Here is a 16,091-nt window from a genome sequence, read left to right on the forward strand (position 1 = left end):
AGCGTCAGGCAAGGCTTTTGCTGACCACTTCATACACATCGCTGGACAACTGACCGGACGCGAGAATCCGCTCCAGCTCCGCCTTCATCAGCGCCTGACGAGCGCTGTCGTACTTGCGCCAGCGGGTCAGCGGCGCCAGTTGGCGCGAAGCAATCTGCGGGTTGAAGCCGTTCAGCTCGATCACCAGATCCGCGAGGAAACGATAGCCCGAGCCATCCGCCGCGTGGAAGTTGATCAGGTTCTGCCCGGCAAAGGCGCCGACCAGGGCACGCACCTTGTTCGGGTTCTTGATGTTGAACGCCGGGTGCTGCATCAGCGCTTTCACGCGCTCCAGTCCGCCCGGCAAGGTGCTGCCGGCCTGCACGCTGAACCACTGATCCATGACCAGCGGATTGTCCTTGAAGTGCTCGGCGAAACTGGCCAGAGCCTTGGCTTTCTGCTCGTCGAACGGCGAGTTGACCAGCACCGCCAGCGCGGTCAGGCGCTCGGTCATGTTGTCGCAGGTGTCGAACTGTTCCAGCGTTGCCGCCAGCACTTGCGGCTTGCCGCTGAGCATCAGGTACGACAGCGCGATGTTCTGCAACGCGCGACGGGCGAAGTGCTCGGCTTCGGCCACGTACGGGGTTTGCTTCGACAGGTCGCGGTTGGCCTGATAACGCAGCCACAGCGCCTCGAACAGGTTGTCCGCCAGTTGCTGACGGGCGAACTCGCGGGCGGTGTGGATCGCGTCCACGTCAGCGATTTCGCTGATTTCGGTCAGGTACGCCTCACTTGGCAGCGAGAGCATTTCCGCGACCATCGCCTGATCCAGCGTCTCGTCCGACAGCACAGTGCGCAGGGCCGAAACCAGACGCGGATCGAGCACCAGGCTTTCGCCCTTCTGCTGCTGGCCGATCAACTCTTGCAGCACCTGCACCGACAGTTGCTGGCCGGCATCCCAACGATTGAAACCGTCGGTGTCGTGCTGCATCAGGAACATCAGCTGATCGCGGTTGTACGGGAAGCTCAGTTTCACCGGCGCCGAGAAGCCGCGCAGCAAGGACGGCAGCGGCTGTTCGGCGATGTCGACGAAGGTAAAGGTCTGCTCGGCTTCGGTTACCGAGATCACTCGAGTGGTGCCTTGAGCTGCGCTTTCACCGGCCAGACGCAGGGCGATTTCGTTGCCTTGGCTGTCGAGCAGGCCCAGTTCCACCGGGATCACGAATGGCAGCTTTTCAACCTTGTCCGGAGTTTCCGGGCAGCTCTGGCGGAAGGTCAGGCTGTAGGTTTTCGCAGCGGCGTCGTAAGACTCGCTCACCGCCAGACGCGGCGTGCCGGCCTGACTGTACCAGCGCTTGAACTGGGTCAGGTCGACGCCGTTGGCATCTTCCATGGCCTTGATGAAGTCATCGCAGGTCACGGCCTGACCGTCATGGCGTTCGAAGTACAGGTCGCTGCCCTTGCGGAAGCCTTCGGCGCCCAACAGGGTGTGGATCATGCCGACCACTTCCGAGCCCTTTTCGTACACGGTCAGGGTGTAGAAGTTGGAAATCTCGATGAAGCTGTCCGGGCGCACGGCGTGGGCCATGGGACCGGCATCTTCGGCGAACTGGTGGGTACGCAGGTACGCCACGTCTTGAATGCGCTTGACCGTGGCCGAGTTCATGTCAGCGGAGAAACCGGCATCGCGGAACACCGTGAAGCCTTCCTTGAGCGACAGCTGGAACCAGTCGCGGCAGGTCACGCGGTTGCCCGACCAGTTGTGGAAGTACTCGTGGGCGACGATCGCTTCGACCCGCTGGTGCGCGGCGTCGGTGGCGGTTTCGGCGCGGGCCAGCACGGCGCTGGAGTTGAAGATGTTGAGGCCCTTGTTCTCCATCGCACCCATGTTGAAGTCGTTCACGGCAACGATCATGAAGATGTCCAGATCGTACTCGCGACCATAGACCTCTTCGTCCCAGCGCATCGATTTCTTCAGGCTGTTCATGGCGTGCTGGCACTTGTCGATGTTTTCCGGCTCGACGTAGATGCGCAGCGCCACATTGCGGTTGGTCATGGTGGTGAAGGAGTCTTCAACGCACCACAAGTCACCGGCCACCAGCGCGAACAGGTACGCCGGCTTCATGAACGGGTCTTCCCAGGTCGCCCAGTGCCGGCCGTCTTCGCCGGGGCCGCTGGCGATCGGGTTGCCGTTGGACAGCAGCACCGGATAGCTGTGCTGCTCGGCGACCACGGTGGTGGTGAACTTGCTCATCACGTCCGGGCGGTCGAGGTAATAGGTGATCTTGCGAAAGCCTTCGGCCTCGCACTGGGTGCAGAACATCGTGCCGGACTTGTACAGGCCTTCCAGCGCGGTGTTGGTTTCCGGATGAATCTTGACGCTGGTGTCGACCGTGAAGGTTTCGCTGGCCGGTTGCAGGGTCAGGTGATTCTCCGTCAGCTGGTAGTCGGCGGCGCTCAGTTCCTGGTCGGCCAGGGTCACCGAAAGCAGCTCCAACTGCTGGCCATCGAGCACCAGCGGCGGCAGGCCCGGGCCACGGGCCGGGTTGCGGCGCATCACCAGTTGCGCGTGGACCAGACTGTGGTCCTCGAACAACTCGAAGGTCAGGTGTGTTTCGTCGATCAGGTACTCGGGCGCCTGATAGTCCTTCAGGTAAATCATCTTCGGTTGTTCGGTGCGCATGCTGAAGTCCTTATTGATGCACGGCGAGCTGATAGGCCGTGTATTTGCGAATGTTGATCACGCCGGTGTCGAAGATCAGGTACTGGCCCTTGATCCCCAGCAGCGTGCCTTCGGCAATCGGGTTCTTGTCCAGGTTGAAGCTGACGATCTTGGCCGGGTACTGCTCGACCGGGTAGCGGATTTCCAGCGGCTCGACATCGGCGATGGTCTGAATGGCCTGCAGGCCGAATCGCTCCTGCAAACCCTGCAGACCTTCGGCGCAGCTTTCGAACAATTGATCGCGCACCTGCGCCAGGTCCACCGCCGCCGCGTCGCCCTTGAGCAAGGCGCGCCAGTTGGTCTTGTCCGCCACTTGGCTGCGGAACAGGTCTTCGACGAAGCCCGACTGTTGGCGCGTGGACACGCGAATGATCGGCAAGGCCTGACTGGCGCCCTGATCGAGCCAGCGGGTAGGCAACTGGGTCGCGCGAGTGATGCCGACCTTGATCCCGGACGAATTGGCCAGATAGACGATGTGGTCGGTCATGCAGAACGTCTCGCCCCACTCCGGCTCACGGCAGGTGCCGGCCTCGAAATGGCAGCGCTCCGGGCTCATGATGCACACGTCGCACTGGGCCAGTTTGGTCATGCACGGGTAGCAGTAACCCTGACTGAAACTGGTCTTGGTCTTGCGCCCGCAATGGGTGCAGTGGATCGCCCCCAGGTATTCCAGACGCACCGTGCTGCCGATCAACGGGTTGACCGGCACCTCGACGTCATCCAGACGAAACGCATATTGCACGTTCGGCCCGTCCAGGCGCGCCGACATTTTGCTGATTGCACCGCGGCCGATCTCGATCAATGGAGGGCGTCCGACTTGAACAGGATGTTCGGCACTTCGATCGACTTCGACGCACATTCCTGCGGGCCCATGTAACCGGTGCGCTCTTCCTCGGGCAGGTTCTGCATTTCCCAGGCGATCATCGCCTGCAACGACAGCTCGCGCTGTTCGGCGGTGAGCTTGCCACCGTCGGACCATTTGCCGATCTCTACGGCCAGTTTCAGGCTCTGGTAGATGTCCGGTGTGATGTTTTTGATCAATTCGTTAAAAGAGGACATCAGGGTCTCCGTGCTCTTCAATTCAAAAAATTCAGGCAGCCAGTTTACGGCGGTTGTACAAACCGCCCAACAAACCGGTCAAGCATCCGATGAGTAACCCGCTGACGTGAGCGGCGTTGGCGATTTCGCCGAAGCCGATCATCGAGATCAGTCCCGACATGCAGATCACCAGCCACACCAGCATCATCACCAGCACGCCGCGCGGCAGGCGATAGGCCGGGTTCGGCGCCAGCAGCTGGAAGATCCAGCAGTGGCCGAGCAGGCCATAGAGCACGCCGGACAAACCGCCGAACAGGCTCGGGCCGCTCCACGCGAATTGCGCATAGTTGGAAACCAGGCCGAACAGCAATGTCAGGCCGATCAGGTTGATGCTGCCCTGGCGCGACTCGATGCGCCGCCCCAGTTCCCAGTACCACATGCCGTTCATGGCCAGGTGCAGGATGCCGAAATGAATCAGCATCGGCGTGAACAGGCGCCACCACTGCCCCGCCGCCAGGCTGTCGGCCAGTGGTGTGAAGTGGATGTAGTCGCCGACCACCCGGAAATCGAGGAAGGTCAGCCAGCGCATCGTCTCGAGGTTATCGCCAAGGAAGGTCAACCCGCCGACGATCAGGCTCAACAGCAGAATGAACCCGGTGGCCCTGGCGTGTTTCAGTTGCTCGGCGAAGCTCGGACGCTTGAACGTCGGCGCCGCTGGAATTTCCAGTTGCTGATCGGGATCGCCCGCCGGGAAACGCTCGTACAGCGAGCGCACGTCATCACTGATTTCCGACGGCACCCACAACACCTGCTCGCCCGCCTCTTCACTGACGCGATGGGGCACTTGCATGCGTTGCAGCAGTTTGACGAAACCACTCAGGTCCGCCGCCAACGGCACGCGCAGGACAGCTATGGCACTCATCGCAGCACCTCCGGCCGCTCGACGTCGACCCAGACAAATTTATGCGGATCGAGGCGGGTTTCCTGATCCAGACGATAGGCCACCAGTTTGCCGTACAGCACCGCGCTGTAATCCAGGCACGCGAGGTTCGGGCGGATCGGCGCCGGTTTGCCGCTGCGCCAGTAGTGGCCGACGAACAGCAACGGCTCATCGACGCCGTAGCGCAGCAGGGAATTCTTTTCGCTGGAGGTCAGCGGTTTCTGCGCCACCGGCTCCGGCAGTGCGTCGGGCTGGAACACGATGTCGCCGTAGGTCTGCGGATCGTCTTCCCAGAACTTGGTGCGGAAAAACGAACGCACCAGGCCATCGCCGCTGGTCATGGTCAGGCCATCCGGCAGGCGCATGTCGGTGCCGCGCAGCAGGCGATCGAACACGGTACAGGCGAAACTGCCCGGTACCGCCGAGGCCTGGAGGAAGTGCTCATCGATGCAGCCATCGGGGAATAGCGCGCGCAGCGGCTCGATCAGGCCGGCATCCCAGCAGGCATGCACCACGCGGAAGCGTCCGGCGTCGACGAACAGTGGCAGTTGGTAGAACCACTGCTGGAAGTCGTGCCAGTCGCCCGGATGGTCTTCGAACTGGGTCAGGGTTTCCTGCAGCAGACGGGCATGGCGCGGCGTGTGTTCACGAACGAACTGCTTGCCGCTGCCCGGAGGCGCCGGGGTGCTCCAGCCGAGCGCGTTGAATTCGTGGTTGCCCATGATGCACAACGCCTGACCGGCCTCGACCATGTCGTGGACGATATGCAGCGCCTCGCGAATCCGCGGGCCGCGGTCGATGATGTCGCCGACGAACACGGCCATGCGCGACGGATGCCGCCACACCCCGCCCTGCTTGTGGTAACCGAGACGGTCCAGCAGGTGTTCCAGGGTCAGGGCGCATCCGTGCACGTCACCAATCAGGTCATAACTGCGCGCGGGATCGAGCATCAGTCGCCTCCACCACCCAACTTGCTGCCCCAGCCGAGCTTGGTCCGGCAGACTTCGTAGTAGTTGTGGTCGAGCGGATGGATCAGCCGCAGCTTCTGCGCTTTCTTGCTGACGGTGATGGTGTCGCCCGGCGCGCAGGTGAAGTGGTTCTGCCCGTCGCAGGAGACCTGCGGGTAAATCTGCATATCTTTGGACACGACGATTTTCAGCTCACTGTTGCCATCGACCACGATCGGTCTGCCCGACAAGGTATGGGGGTACATCGGCACAATCACAATAGCGTCGAGCTTGGGATGCATGATCGGGCCGCCGGCAGACAGCGCGTACGCGGTGGAACCGGTCGGAGTGGCGACGATCAGGCCGTCGGCCTTCTGGCTGCAGACGAACTGGCCGTCGATGTACAGCTCGAACTCGATCATCCGCGTCGATTTGCCCGGGTGCAGCACCACGTCGTTCAGCGCATCGCCCTGGCCGATGGCCTCGGCGTGGCGACGGACTTCAGCCTGCAGCAGGAAGCGGTTTTCCACCAGATAATGGCCGTCGAGCACTTCCGCGACCTTGATTTCCAGCTCGTCGGGGCGAATATCGGTGAGAAAGCCGAGGCTGCCACGGTTGATCCCGAGCACCGGAATATTGTGCTTGGCCAGTGCCCGCGCCGCGCCGAGCAGGCTGCCGTCACCGCCGACCACGATGACCATGTCGCAGACTTCGCCGAGCATCTTGCGCGACGAAGTTTGCAGGCCATGGCCCGGCAGGACTTCGGCGATGGTGTCTTCGAGAATCACATGCAGGTGACGATCGAGCAGGAAGCGTTTCAGTCGGCGGACGGTATCCAGCACCTGGGAGCTGCCCAGGCGACCGATGATGCCGATATTACGAAATTGCTCCATGGGACTCCTGCGGGGGACTGAGACGGCGAAAAGCACGATTATGGGCGAAAGCGCCGGATAGACAAAATCCTTTCAGCCCCGAGGCTGCGCCGGTGTTTGAGGCTATGCTCGCAAGATGATCCTATTTCCCGATTTGCTGCAGTTGCCCCACCAGTTACGCCATCCCGAGGTGCGTGATCTGGCGTGGGTGATCCTCGCCCCGCCGATGCTCGCCGCTACCCCGTGGCCGCAGCGTCATCCGCTGGCGGGCAGCGACTGGGTCAGCGACCCCGAGCGGCTGGAACACTGGTTGCGCCAGCTCGACCGCGACAGTTACGGCTTGCTGCACTGGCTGTCCCAGGCCCGCACCCGGCGCCTGGGTCTGTATTACGAGCGGTTGTGGCAATTTGCGGTGGAACACGCGCCGGGCATCGAACTGATCGCCGCCAACCTGCCGATCCGCCGCGAAGGCCACACCCTCGGCGAGCTGGACATGCTGCTGCGCGACCGCGACGGCGTGCATCACCTGGAACTGGCGATCAAGCTCTATCTCGGCCCGCAGAACGGCGACGGCCATGATCCGGCGTCATGGCTGGGACCGGGCTGTCATGATCGCCTGGATCGCAAACTGGCGCATTTGAGCGAGCATCAACTGCCGATCTCCGCTCGCCCGGAAAGCCGCGAAGTGCTGGCGACGCTGGATGTCGAATCGTTCAGTGCGCAACTGTGGCTTGGCGGGTATCTGTTGTATCCGTGGCCCGGTCGATCGGTGCCGCCCAGCGGCGCCCACCCGCAGCATTTGCGCGGCAGTTGGCTGCATCAGAAAGACTGGCCGGCATTTGTCACCCAGCGCCCGGCCGGACGCTGGCAACCCCTGCCCCGCCACGCCTGGCTGGCGCCGGCGCACTATCCGGCGGATCAGACCTGGAGCAACGGCCACTTGCAGGCCTGGCTCGATGAACTGGAACCCCTGGCCCCGGCGCAACTGATGGTGCGTCTGACCGAAAATGCCCGGGGCGAGTGGGAAGAAGCCGAGCGGCTGTTTCTGGTGTCGGACCTGTGGCCGAACGTGCCGGGACAGAATTAAACCGACAACCGCACAGCCAGCGCGGCCAGCGTTACCAGCAACACCGGCACCGTCAGCACGATCCCGACCCTGAAGTAATACCCCCAGCCAATCCGGATGTTCTTGCGCTCCAGCACATGCAGCCAGAGCAAGGTCGCGAGACTGCCGATCGGGGTGATTTTCGGGCCCAGGTCGCTGCCGATCACGTTGGCATAGATCATCGCTTCCTTCACCACACCGCTGGCCTGGCTGGCATCGATCGACAGCAGGCCGACCAGCACCGTCGGCAGGTTGTTCATGATCGACGACAACAAAGCCGTCAGCACCCCGGTGCCCATGGCCGCGCCCCACACGCCGTAACCGGCGAACACGTCGAGCCACACGGCCAGATAATCGGTGAGCCCGGCATTGCGCAGTCCGTAGACCACCAGGTACATGCCCAGGGAGAAAATCACGATCTGCCACGGCGCCTCTTTCATCACCTTGCGCGTGGAGATCTTGTGCCCGCGCGCGGCAATCGCCAGCAACAGCGCCGCGCACACCGCCGAGATCGCACTGATCGGAATCCCCAGCGGCTCCAGCGCGAAACAACCGATCAGCAGAATCAGCAACACCACCCAACCGGCGTAGAACGTGGCCTTGTCGTGAATGGCTGTTTCCGGATGTTCAAGCTGTTCCGGGTCGTAGGCCTTGGGGATGTCGCGGCGGAAGAACCACAGCAACATGCCCAGCGTGGCCGCGACGCTGACGAAGTTGACCGGCACCATCACCGCCGCATACCGGTTGAAACCGATGTGGAAGAAGTCGGCCGAGACGATGTTCACCAGGTTCGACACCACCAGCGGCAGACTCGCGGTGTCGGCAATGAACCCCGCGCCCATGACGAACGCCAGGGTCGCCGCCGGAGAAAAACGCAGGGCCAGCAGCATGGAAATCACGATGGGCGTGAGAATCAGTGCCGCGCCATCATTGGCGAACAGCGCCGACACCAGCGCACCCAGCAGCACCATGAAGGCAAACAGCTTGCGCCCGCTGCCCCGCCCCCACCGCGCCACGTGCAGCGCGGCCCAGGCGAAAAACCCGGCTTCGTCGAGCAACAGACTGATGATGATCAGCGCCACGAACGTGCCGGTGGCGTTCCAGATGATTTGCCACACCAGCGGGATGTCGCTCAGGTGCACCACGCCGAAAATCAGCGCGACGATGGCGCCGAACGTTGCACTCCAGCCGACCCCGAGGCCTTTGGGTTGCCAGATCACCAGGGTAATGGTCAGCAGGAAAATCAGTGACGCAGCGAGCATTCGCGACAGCCTTCAATAGGAGGGAAAAATTCAGACCACAAAAAACCTGTGGGAGCTGACTCCCACAGGTTCGTTATCTTGTCAGAAAAGTTGCCGGATCACTTCTTGTGCTGCGCCACCCACTCACCAAAGGCGTTGATGAAGCTTTGCAGGAACGGCTTCACCGACTCGTTCAGCTTGCCCGCGTCATCGAACGCCGTGCCCGCGCCGCCCAGGTAGGCTTCCGGCTGCTGCATGCACGGCACATTGAGGAAAACAAAGGACTGACGCAGATGCTGGTTGGCGCCAAAACCGCCGATGGCACCCGGCGAAACGCTGATCACCGCCCCCGGCTTGCCGCTCCAGACGCTTTTGCCATACGGCCGGGAGCCGACGTCGATGGCATTCTTCAAAGGCGCCGGCACCGAGCGGTTGTACTCCGGGGTGACAAACAGCAGAGCGTCGGATGAACCCACTTTCTGACGGAAAGTGCTGTAGGCTGCCGGCGGTGAATCGCCGTCGATGTCTTCGTTGTAGAGTGGCAGATCGCCAATTTCGACAATGTTCAGCTTGAGATTGGCCGGTGCCAGTTCCGCCAGCGCCAGGGCGACCTTGCGGTTGATGGACGCCTTGCGCAGGCTGCCGACCACTACGGCGACGTTATAGACATTGCTCATTGGAAGACTCTCGACTGTGCGTGGGAGAAGCCAGTAGTTATAGATGATCCGGCGACGATTCCACCAGATGCCGAAGGTTATTTCCCGCGTCTGGAATATTTTTTTCCTGTAGGAAAACTTACCAGGCTCGATGACGGTCTACCAAGCCGCAAATCAAGCGTTTTATCTCCAGAGGTTCTAAGCAGATGGCAGCAGTACTCGTCGGTCAGTTCCATGCAAGAGATGCGGAAGGCCGCGTTTATTCCGTGCATGAGTTCCAGGAATCCAACCCGTCGGCAGACGGTTTTACCGGCACGGAGCCCGTTACCACCTACAAACTGGCGATTGGCGACCGCGTCAACAAAATCGACGACAACGAGTTTCTGCTGGTTCAGTCGGGCATCACCCTGATCCGCGAAGCCGAGCCATCGGTCGCTTCATAACCGATCGTTATGAGCAGAAGTCATCCGCGCCGAGTTGGGGTAGGATTCAGCCACTGACCCCAACGGCCGGACATGGACTTCACGCATGCGTTTACGTCATATCGAAGTGATTCAGGCGCTTTTGCAGACCGGTCACATCGGCACCGCCGCCGAATGGCTGCAACTACCGGCGCCCGAGGTCGAGGAGCGTTTGCGCGAAGCCGAGAGTCAGCTCGGTTTCATGCTGTTCGCCAGCGTACGCGGACGACTTCAGCCGACCCCGGAGGCCCGGGCGCTGCAAGTCGAGATCGGCCACATCTATGAAGCGCTGGAGCCGGTGCAACGGCTGGCCAGCAGTCTCAAACAATACCTCGCCCCGCCCCTGCGGATCATCGGCACCCCACCGCTGGCCCAGCAACTGCTGCCGCAAAGCCTCGCCGCCCTGCGCCGGCGCCTGCCCGACGTACCCTGCACCCTGCTCAGCGAACCGACCCGCGACATCGTCCGACATCTACTGCTGCGCGACAGCGACCTGGGTCTGAGCCTGCACGATCCACAACACCCCGACATTCATTGCCAGCCGCTGGCCCAGGGCAAGTTGCAATTGCTCGCGCCCCACGGCTGGCTGCAACCGAAGCAGAAATACATTTCCCTGCAGGATCTGGCCGGCCAGGCGATGGTCGGTCTCGAAGGCCAGGACCCGCTGAGCCCGGCCCTGGAAAACAAACTTCAGGCCCTGCGCCCCGCACCGACCGTCCAGACCCGGGTGCAGACCCACCAGATGATGCGCAGCATGGTCGAGGCCGGCGAAGGCCTGGCGATCGTCGACCCGTTCACCGCCCTCGGTGCACGGGCGACCGGACTCGACGTCTGCCCGTTGTCGCCGGCAGTGCCGATCAGCCTCTATGCCCTGACCTTCAGACACGCCACGCCGTCCGCGGCGATTCAGACGCTGCTCGGGATCGTCACGGAACAAGCCGAGGCGATGCTGGCGAACTGATCGGGTTCTCCAGCGGGTTATCGAACAATCGATACCAGAACAGCGCCACTTCGGCGGTGTTCGGATCGATGCCGCGATAACGCAGGTGGTCGATGCCGCCGACCACATACCCGCAACGCTCATACAGACGACAGGCGCCGAGGTTGTTGTTCTGGGTTTCCAGCATGATCCCCGGCAGCTTTTTTTTGCGGCTCCAGAACTGCGCCACATCCAGCAAGGCCTTGGCCACACCATGGCGCCGCGCCGGAGCGTGCACCGCCAGTTCATCGATATGGGCGAAGCCGTTCCAGTTGGTGCTGATCACCAGGTGACCGACCGGCTCGTCTTCCAGATACGCCATGAAAATCGCGCTGTCGGCAGCATCGCGAAAACTGCTGAACTCCTCCGGATCGATGCCGTAGCACTTGCGATACGGCACGATGGGCGTCACAGCCCACTGCGCCACGGGTTTGCCGATTTCGGCCGCGCCGTAGGCGGCCACCTCGAAACTGAAATCGCTGCCCCAGATATACGCGGCAAAACCGTCGTCGGCGACCCGCACCGACAACCCTGGGTATTTCGGATTCATGACCGGTTGCATACTCGGAAAAGCCCTCATTCCTTGACGCAATCGACGGTGTATTGCCGTCCATTGCCCTCATCTTCGTGTTGCAGACCGTGTACATCGACCACGAACCCCGGAAACGTTGCATCGAACGTGCGGGCAAACCTGAGGTATTCGATGATCGAGCGCGTGGATTCGGTAAAGCGTTCGCCCGGCATGATCAGAGGAATGCCCGGCGGGTACGGCACCAGCATCACCGCCGCCACCCGACCTTCCAGCGCGTCGATTGGCACCGCCTCGACTTCGCCGCGCACCAGCTGATCGTAGGCGTGGGCCGGTTTCATCGCAATTTCCGGCAGCACCGTGTACATGCGCTTGAGGTGTTTGGCGGTGGCATTGCTGCGGTAGCAGGCGTGGAGTTGATCGCACAGATCGCGCAGGCCCATGCCGCGATAGCGCACAGGATCTTCCTGGGCGACACATTTCAGGCAGGTGTCGAGACTGACGTTGGCGTCGTAGCTGCGCTTGAACTCCAGCAGTTCGGTGAGCAGCGTGCTCCACTTGCCCTTGGTGATGCCCATGGAGAACAGCACCAGAAATGAATACAGGCCGGTTTTCTCCACCACCAGCCCGCGCTCCCAGAGGAAACGGCTGACCACTGCCGCCGGAATACCCTTGTCACTTAAGGCGCCGCCAGCGGTCAGGCCCGGCATGACCAAAGTGACCTTGATCGGATCGAGCAGTACGTAGTCGTCGCCGACCTCGCCGAAACCGTGCCAGTCCGCGTCGGGTTGCAGCAGCCAGTCCTCGGTCTGCACCCGGTCGATGCCCTCCACACCCGGCGGCTGCCAGATCGAGAACCACCAGTCGTCAGCGGCGATGTGCTGGCGCAGATTGGCCAGGGCCCGGCGAAAGCTCAGGGCTTCATCGAAAGTTTCCTGCAGCAGCGAACGCCCGGCCGGTCCTTCCATCATCGCCGACGCCACGTCCAGCGAGGCGATGATGCTGTACTGCGGCGACGTCGAGATGTGCATCATGAAGGCTTCGTTGAACCGGTCGCGATCCAGTTGCCGCGCGCCACCATCCTGCACATGAATCATCGAAGCCTGACTGAACGCCGCCAACAGTTTGTGGGTGGAATGGGTGGTAAACACCAGCGGACTGTCCTCGCTGCGCGAGGTGGCCATGCCGTAGCGGCCGGCAAAAAATTCGTGAAACGCCGCGTAGGCGTACCAGGCTTCGTCGAAATGCAGGACTTCGACGCTGTTGCCCAGGCTCTGCTTGATCAGTTCGGCGTTGTAACAGAGGCCGTCGTAGGTGGAGTTGGTGATCACCGCCAGTTTGACTTTCGGTTCGCGGCCCTTGGTCAACGGGCTGGCATCGATCTTGGCCTGGATCGATTCGCGACTGAATTCACTGAGCGGAATCGGGCCGATGATCCCCAGTTCGTTGCGCTCCGGGCACAGATACAGCGCAATCGCGCCGGTCATGATGATCGCGTGCAACACCGACTTGTGGCAGTTGCGGTCCACCAGCACCAGATCATCGCGGCCAACCATCGAGTGCCAGACGATCTTATTGGCGGTCGAGGTGCCATTGATCACGAAAAAGGTGTGATCGGCGCCGAAATTGCGCGCGGCCCTCGCTTCTGCCTCGGCCAGCGGCCCGGTGTGATCGAGCAGCGACCCCAGCTCCGGCACCGAAACCGACAGGTCCGAACGCAGGGTGTTTTCCCCAAAAAACTGGTGAAACGCCTGCCCCACCGGACTCTTGTGATACGCCACCCCGCCGCCATGCCCCGGGGTGTGCCAGGAATAATTGGAATCGGCGGTGTGCTGCACCAGCGCCTTGAAGAATGGCGGCAGCAGGCCGTCCAGGTACTTGCGCGCCGCCCGCGCCACTTGCCGGGCGAGAAACGGCACCGTGTCTTCGAACAGGTAGAGAATGCCGCGCAACTGGTTGAGCTCGGCCATGGCATCGGCCGGGGCGTTTTCCAGGGTGACTTGCTCACCAAGGGCAAAGATCGGCAGATCCGGCGCCCGTACCCGGGCCAGACCGATCAGTTCGGCCATGTTCTGCAACAGATGGGAGTTGGTGCTGGCATCTTCGGCGGCGATCAGCATGCACGCCAGACCATGGTGGGTCGACGCCACGAGCCGGCCTTCGGTGTAGTCCGTGGCCGAAACGATACTGAAACCTTCCAGCTCCAGCTCTCGGGCGATACCGCGAATGCGTTCACCGGCAACCGTGTCGGCCTTGATGTCGCGGTGGACGATCAACACCGGGAACTTCAAATCTTTGTACATGAGGCTCAGTGTCCTGAGGCGGCGGAGAGTGATCTGCCAATGTCCTCAGGGTAGAGGGTCGGAGCGGATGTGGCGAGGGTGGCCAGTTGTCAGTACTGCCAAAAAAAGGATCGTCCGAACACGGACTGGGTGTGCGGACGATCCTTCTGTGCCTTACGCCTGGGCTTCGGCTTCCAGCAGCTGAGTCCACAGCGCTGGCGCGCCGGCCGACTTGGCGATGATTTCCAGGCGCACCTGATGTTCGGCCAGCTCGGCTTCAGTGGCGCGAATGATCCGCCCCGGTTTGCGATCCGCCGGCAGACGGCGGATTTCGGTGGCCGAGTTGTCCGCGCCCTCGCCCGTGCCATTGCCGTCGGAGGCGTTGCCGGCCAGGGACAGACTGGTCTGGCCACCGGTCATGGTCAGGTAGACGTCGGCGAGAATCTCCGAGTCGAGCAACGCGCCGTGCAGCTCACGGCCGGAGTTGTCGACGCCGTAGCGTTTGCACAAGGCATCGAGGCTGTTGCGCTGACCCGGGTGACGTTCCCGGGCCATCATCAGGGTGTCGAGGATCGTGCAGTGCTGCGTGATGTCCGCGCGATCCTGCTGGCCCATCAGGGCGAATTCGTTGTTGATGAAGCCGACGTCGAACGCCGCGTTATGGATGATCAGCTGCGCGCCGTTGATGAACTCGAAGAACTCGTCGGCCACTTCGGCGAAGCGCGGCTTGCCGACCAGGAATTCGTTGGTGATGCCGTGAACGGCGATCGCGCCTTCGTCACTCTCACGATCCGGTTGCAGGTACACGTGAAAGTGCCGGCCCGTCAGGCGTCGACCGATCAGCTCGACACAACCGATTTCGATAATCCGGTGGCCGTCGGTCACCGGCATGCCGGTGGTTTCGGTATCGAGTACAACGGATCTGGTGGCCATCAGTGTTCAGCTCTCAACGGGGTCAATCGTACAAAAGCGGCGATGTTAACACGCTCGCCGGGAGTGTTTCAGTCGCAAGGACTCAGCTCTGCTTGTAACCGCGAACTTCATCCACCCCTCGGTTGGCCAACTGGTCAGCCCGCTCGTTGCCGTGGTGGCCGATGTGGCCGCGAACCCATTTCCAGGTAACCTGGTGGCGGTTGACCTGCTCGTCGAGCGCCTTCCACAGGTCCGCGTTTTTGACTGGCTCCTTGGCAGCGGTTTTCCAGCCGCGCTTTTTCCAGTTGGCCATCCACTCGTTGATGCCTTTCATCACGTATTGCGAGTCGGTCACCAGCAGCACTTCGCACGGACGCTTGAGGGCTTCCAGGCCGCGAATCGCGCCGAGCAGCTCCATGCGGTTGTTGGTGGTGTTGGCTTCGCCGCCCCACAGTTCCTTTTCGACGCCCTTGCACACCAGCAAGGCGCCCCAGCCGCCCGGGCCGGGGTTGCCCTTGCAGGCGCCGTCAGTGAACAGTTCTACGCTATCGACGCTTTCGCTCATGCCAATCTATCCAGAAAAATGCGTGGCCTCGCCGATCACGGATCGACAATGACCGAGGCCGGGATACACCCGGCCACAAATAAAAGAAGGTTTACGGTTCGATACGCCGACGATTGACCTTGGCCATCGGCAGCGGGATCAGCTTGCCCATCGGCTCGCGACGTTCCTGACGCACCGGACGCAGACCGACCACGATCTTGCGCGCGACCAGTAAATAGAAGCCGCCGCCCGACAGTTGCCAGTCGCCGGCCTTGCGTTCCCAGCCGGCCAGGCGGGCCTGCCACTTGGGTGACGCGAGCGGCGGACGATAGCACCCGAAGCGGCGTTTCTCCAGCGCAAAGCCCAGCAGGTTGAGCCAGTCCGCCACCCGTGACGGCGAGATGCAGCGCGCCCGACGCAAGGCGTCATGGGCGAACACATGGCGCAGTCCCCAGGTGCTCCAGGGGTTGATGCCGACGATCAGCAGATGCCCGCCGGGGCGCACGCTGCTGGCCGCTTCGCGCAGAAGACCATGGGGCGACAGGCAGAAATCCAGGCCATGCTGCAACACCACCACGTCGGCGGCGTGCTCGCTCAACGGCCAGGCCTGTTCTTCGCAGACGATCTCCACGCCCGGCAACGGCGCGCCGAGCCGCACATTGCGCTGCACCTGCGGCGCCGACGGCGGTGTTTCGGCGGACGGGCCGTAATGCACCAGATAGCCGCCGAAGAACCGCCCCAGCTCGTCTTCGAGCATGCGCCGTTCTTCATCCAGCAGAAATTGCCCGAGGGGGCCGGACAGCCATTCACGGGCGGCCCCGATCAGGGCCAGCCAGTCAGGATCGGCCTGAGCGAACGCTTTATCGATCATTGCATTCTCCAAC

The 16,091-nt window shown here is 62.2% G+C and carries 16 protein-coding genes; 3 read left to right on the plus strand and 13 right to left on the minus strand.

All coding sequences use genetic code 11. The features are described 5' to 3' along the window. Nucleotides 1-4: 4 nt before the first annotated feature. The 6 genes from pepN to ACKJSM_RS24630 are packed head-to-tail and all read right to left on the minus strand — an operon-like array spanning nt 5 to nt 6,519. On the minus strand, nt 5-2,662 hold the full coding sequence (gene pepN / locus ACKJSM_RS24605) for an aminopeptidase N (RefSeq protein WP_410239138.1): 2,658 nt from the start codon (nt 2,660-2,662) through the stop codon (nt 5-7). Between the two features lie 10 nt (nt 2,663-2,672). Beyond that, nucleotides 2,673-3,503 (minus strand): DUF2797 domain-containing protein, encoded by an 831-nt coding sequence (locus tag ACKJSM_RS24610; protein ID WP_236182827.1) that lies wholly within the window; start codon nt 3,501-3,503, stop codon nt 2,673-2,675. Further along, on the minus strand, nt 3,500-3,760 hold the full coding sequence (locus ACKJSM_RS24615) for a YeaC family protein (protein WP_236182826.1): 261 nt from the start codon (nt 3,758-3,760) through the stop codon (nt 3,500-3,502). The genes ACKJSM_RS24610 and ACKJSM_RS24615 overlap by 4 nt, the downstream gene beginning before the upstream one ends. A 31-nt stretch (nt 3,761-3,791) precedes the next feature. Beyond that, nucleotides 3,792-4,661, minus strand: coding sequence for a rhomboid family intramembrane serine protease (locus ACKJSM_RS24620; protein WP_236182825.1), 870 nt, complete (start codon nt 4,659-4,661; stop codon nt 3,792-3,794). Beyond that, nucleotides 4,658-5,632 carry a metallophosphoesterase gene (locus tag ACKJSM_RS24625; protein ID WP_236182843.1) on the minus strand — a complete coding sequence of 325 codons (975 nt, stop codon included), beginning with the start codon at nt 5,630-5,632 and terminating at the stop codon, nt 4,658-4,660. The genes ACKJSM_RS24620 and ACKJSM_RS24625 overlap by 4 nt, the downstream gene beginning before the upstream one ends. Then, nucleotides 5,629-6,519 (minus strand): NAD(+) kinase, encoded by an 891-nt coding sequence (locus ACKJSM_RS24630; protein ID WP_011333623.1) that lies wholly within the window; start codon nt 6,517-6,519, stop codon nt 5,629-5,631. Before ACKJSM_RS24630 ends, ACKJSM_RS24625 begins: the two co-directional genes overlap by 4 nt. Before the next feature lie 115 nt (nt 6,520-6,634). On the opposite strand from ACKJSM_RS24630, the gene ACKJSM_RS24635 reads away from it, so the two are divergent. Beyond that, nucleotides 6,635-7,585 carry a DUF1853 family protein gene (locus ACKJSM_RS24635; RefSeq protein ID WP_410239139.1) on the plus strand — a complete coding sequence of 317 codons (951 nt, stop codon included), beginning with the start codon at nt 6,635-6,637 and terminating at the stop codon, nt 7,583-7,585. On the opposite strand, the gene ACKJSM_RS24640 is transcribed toward ACKJSM_RS24635, so the two are convergent. Together ACKJSM_RS24640 and ACKJSM_RS24645 are read right to left on the minus strand one after the other, a co-directional pair. Further along, entirely contained in the window at nt 7,582-8,865 is a 1,284-nt protein-coding gene (locus ACKJSM_RS24640; RefSeq protein ID WP_410239140.1) for an arsenic transporter, read from the minus strand. The genes ACKJSM_RS24635 and ACKJSM_RS24640 overlap by 4 nt on opposite strands. A 98-nt stretch (nt 8,866-8,963) precedes the next feature. After that, entirely contained in the window at nt 8,964-9,521 is a 558-nt protein-coding gene (locus ACKJSM_RS24645; protein ID WP_410239141.1) for an NADPH-dependent FMN reductase, read from the minus strand. 185 nt (nt 9,522-9,706) lie between these two features. Between ACKJSM_RS24645 and ACKJSM_RS24650 the strand changes: the two genes are divergently transcribed. Together ACKJSM_RS24650 and ACKJSM_RS24655 are read left to right on the plus strand one after the other, a co-directional pair. Then, a complete protein-coding gene (locus ACKJSM_RS24650; protein WP_236182821.1) occupies nt 9,707-9,943 on the plus strand; it encodes a hypothetical protein in 237 nt (78 codons plus the stop codon). A gap of 85 nt (nt 9,944-10,028) precedes the next feature. Then, the gene (locus ACKJSM_RS24655; protein WP_236182820.1) at nt 10,029-10,922 is read left to right on the plus strand and encodes a LysR family transcriptional regulator; all 894 of its coding nucleotides are present in this window, start codon (nt 10,029-10,031) and stop codon (nt 10,920-10,922) included. Here the strand turns inward: ACKJSM_RS24655 and ACKJSM_RS24660 are convergent. From ACKJSM_RS24660 to ACKJSM_RS24680, 5 genes are all read right to left on the minus strand, one after another. Further along, complete coding sequence (locus ACKJSM_RS24660) at nt 10,888-11,502, minus strand: GNAT family N-acetyltransferase (protein ID WP_236182819.1); 615 nt, start codon at nt 11,500-11,502, stop codon at nt 10,888-10,890. The two genes, ACKJSM_RS24655 and ACKJSM_RS24660, sit on opposite strands and share 35 nt — an antisense overlap. A gap of 14 nt (nt 11,503-11,516) precedes the next feature. Further along, nucleotides 11,517-13,772, minus strand: a complete 2,256-nt coding sequence (locus ACKJSM_RS24665; protein ID WP_236182818.1) for an Orn/Lys/Arg decarboxylase N-terminal domain-containing protein — start codon at nt 13,770-13,772, stop codon at nt 11,517-11,519. 153 nt (nt 13,773-13,925) lie between these two features. Then, entirely contained in the window at nt 13,926-14,684 is a 759-nt protein-coding gene (gene dnaQ, locus ACKJSM_RS24670; RefSeq protein ID WP_039770804.1) for a DNA polymerase III subunit epsilon, read from the minus strand. Nucleotides 14,685-14,766: 82 nt separating this feature from the next. Continuing rightward, on the minus strand, nt 14,767-15,228 hold the full coding sequence (rnhA, locus tag ACKJSM_RS24675; protein ID WP_236182817.1) for a ribonuclease HI: 462 nt from the start codon (nt 15,226-15,228) through the stop codon (nt 14,767-14,769). A 91-nt stretch (nt 15,229-15,319) separates the two neighbouring features. After that, nucleotides 15,320-16,078: a methyltransferase domain-containing protein gene (locus ACKJSM_RS24680; protein ID WP_236182816.1), complete on the minus strand. Its 759-nt coding sequence runs from the start codon at nt 16,076-16,078 to the stop codon at nt 15,320-15,322. Between the last annotated feature and the right edge of the window lie 13 nt (nt 16,079-16,091).

Origin of the sequence: Pseudomonas sp. PHC1, assembly GCF_046487845.1 — a bacterium.
In the GTDB taxonomy this organism is placed as follows: Bacteria; Pseudomonadota; Gammaproteobacteria; order Pseudomonadales; family Pseudomonadaceae; genus Aquipseudomonas; species Aquipseudomonas sputi.

Excerpts from the sequence above, each read along its gene's own strand:
- pepN (WP_410239138.1), bottom strand. The coding sequence starts at position 2,662 with ATGCGCACCGAACAACCGAAGATGATTTACCTGAAGGACTATCAGGCG.
- ACKJSM_RS24615 (WP_236182826.1), bottom strand. The coding sequence starts at position 3,760 with ATGTCCTCTTTTAACGAATTGATCAAAAACATCACACCGGACATCTAC.
- ACKJSM_RS24620 (WP_236182825.1), bottom strand. The coding sequence starts at position 4,661 with ATGAGTGCCATAGCTGTCCTGCGCGTGCCGTTGGCGGCGGACCTGAGT.
- ACKJSM_RS24630 (WP_011333623.1), bottom strand. The coding sequence starts at position 6,519 with ATGGAGCAATTTCGTAATATCGGCATCATCGGTCGCCTGGGCAGCTCC.
- ACKJSM_RS24635 (WP_410239139.1), top strand. The coding sequence starts at position 6,635 with ATGATCCTATTTCCCGATTTGCTGCAGTTGCCCCACCAGTTACGCCAT.
- ACKJSM_RS24640 (WP_410239140.1), bottom strand. The coding sequence starts at position 8,865 with ATGCTCGCTGCGTCACTGATTTTCCTGCTGACCATTACCCTGGTGATC.
- ACKJSM_RS24645 (WP_410239141.1), bottom strand. The coding sequence starts at position 9,521 with ATGAGCAATGTCTATAACGTCGCCGTAGTGGTCGGCAGCCTGCGCAAG.
- ACKJSM_RS24650 (WP_236182821.1), top strand. The coding sequence starts at position 9,707 with ATGGCAGCAGTACTCGTCGGTCAGTTCCATGCAAGAGATGCGGAAGGC.
- ACKJSM_RS24655 (WP_236182820.1), top strand. The coding sequence starts at position 10,029 with ATGCGTTTACGTCATATCGAAGTGATTCAGGCGCTTTTGCAGACCGGT.
- ACKJSM_RS24660 (WP_236182819.1), bottom strand. The coding sequence starts at position 11,502 with ATGCAACCGGTCATGAATCCGAAATACCCAGGGTTGTCGGTGCGGGTC.
- ACKJSM_RS24665 (WP_236182818.1), bottom strand. The coding sequence starts at position 13,772 with ATGTACAAAGATTTGAAGTTCCCGGTGTTGATCGTCCACCGCGACATC.
- dnaQ (WP_039770804.1), bottom strand. The coding sequence starts at position 14,684 with ATGGCCACCAGATCCGTTGTACTCGATACCGAAACCACCGGCATGCCG.
- rnhA (WP_236182817.1), bottom strand. The coding sequence starts at position 15,228 with ATGAGCGAAAGCGTCGATAGCGTAGAACTGTTCACTGACGGCGCCTGC.
- ACKJSM_RS24680 (WP_236182816.1), bottom strand. The coding sequence starts at position 16,078 with ATGATCGATAAAGCGTTCGCTCAGGCCGATCCTGACTGGCTGGCCCTG.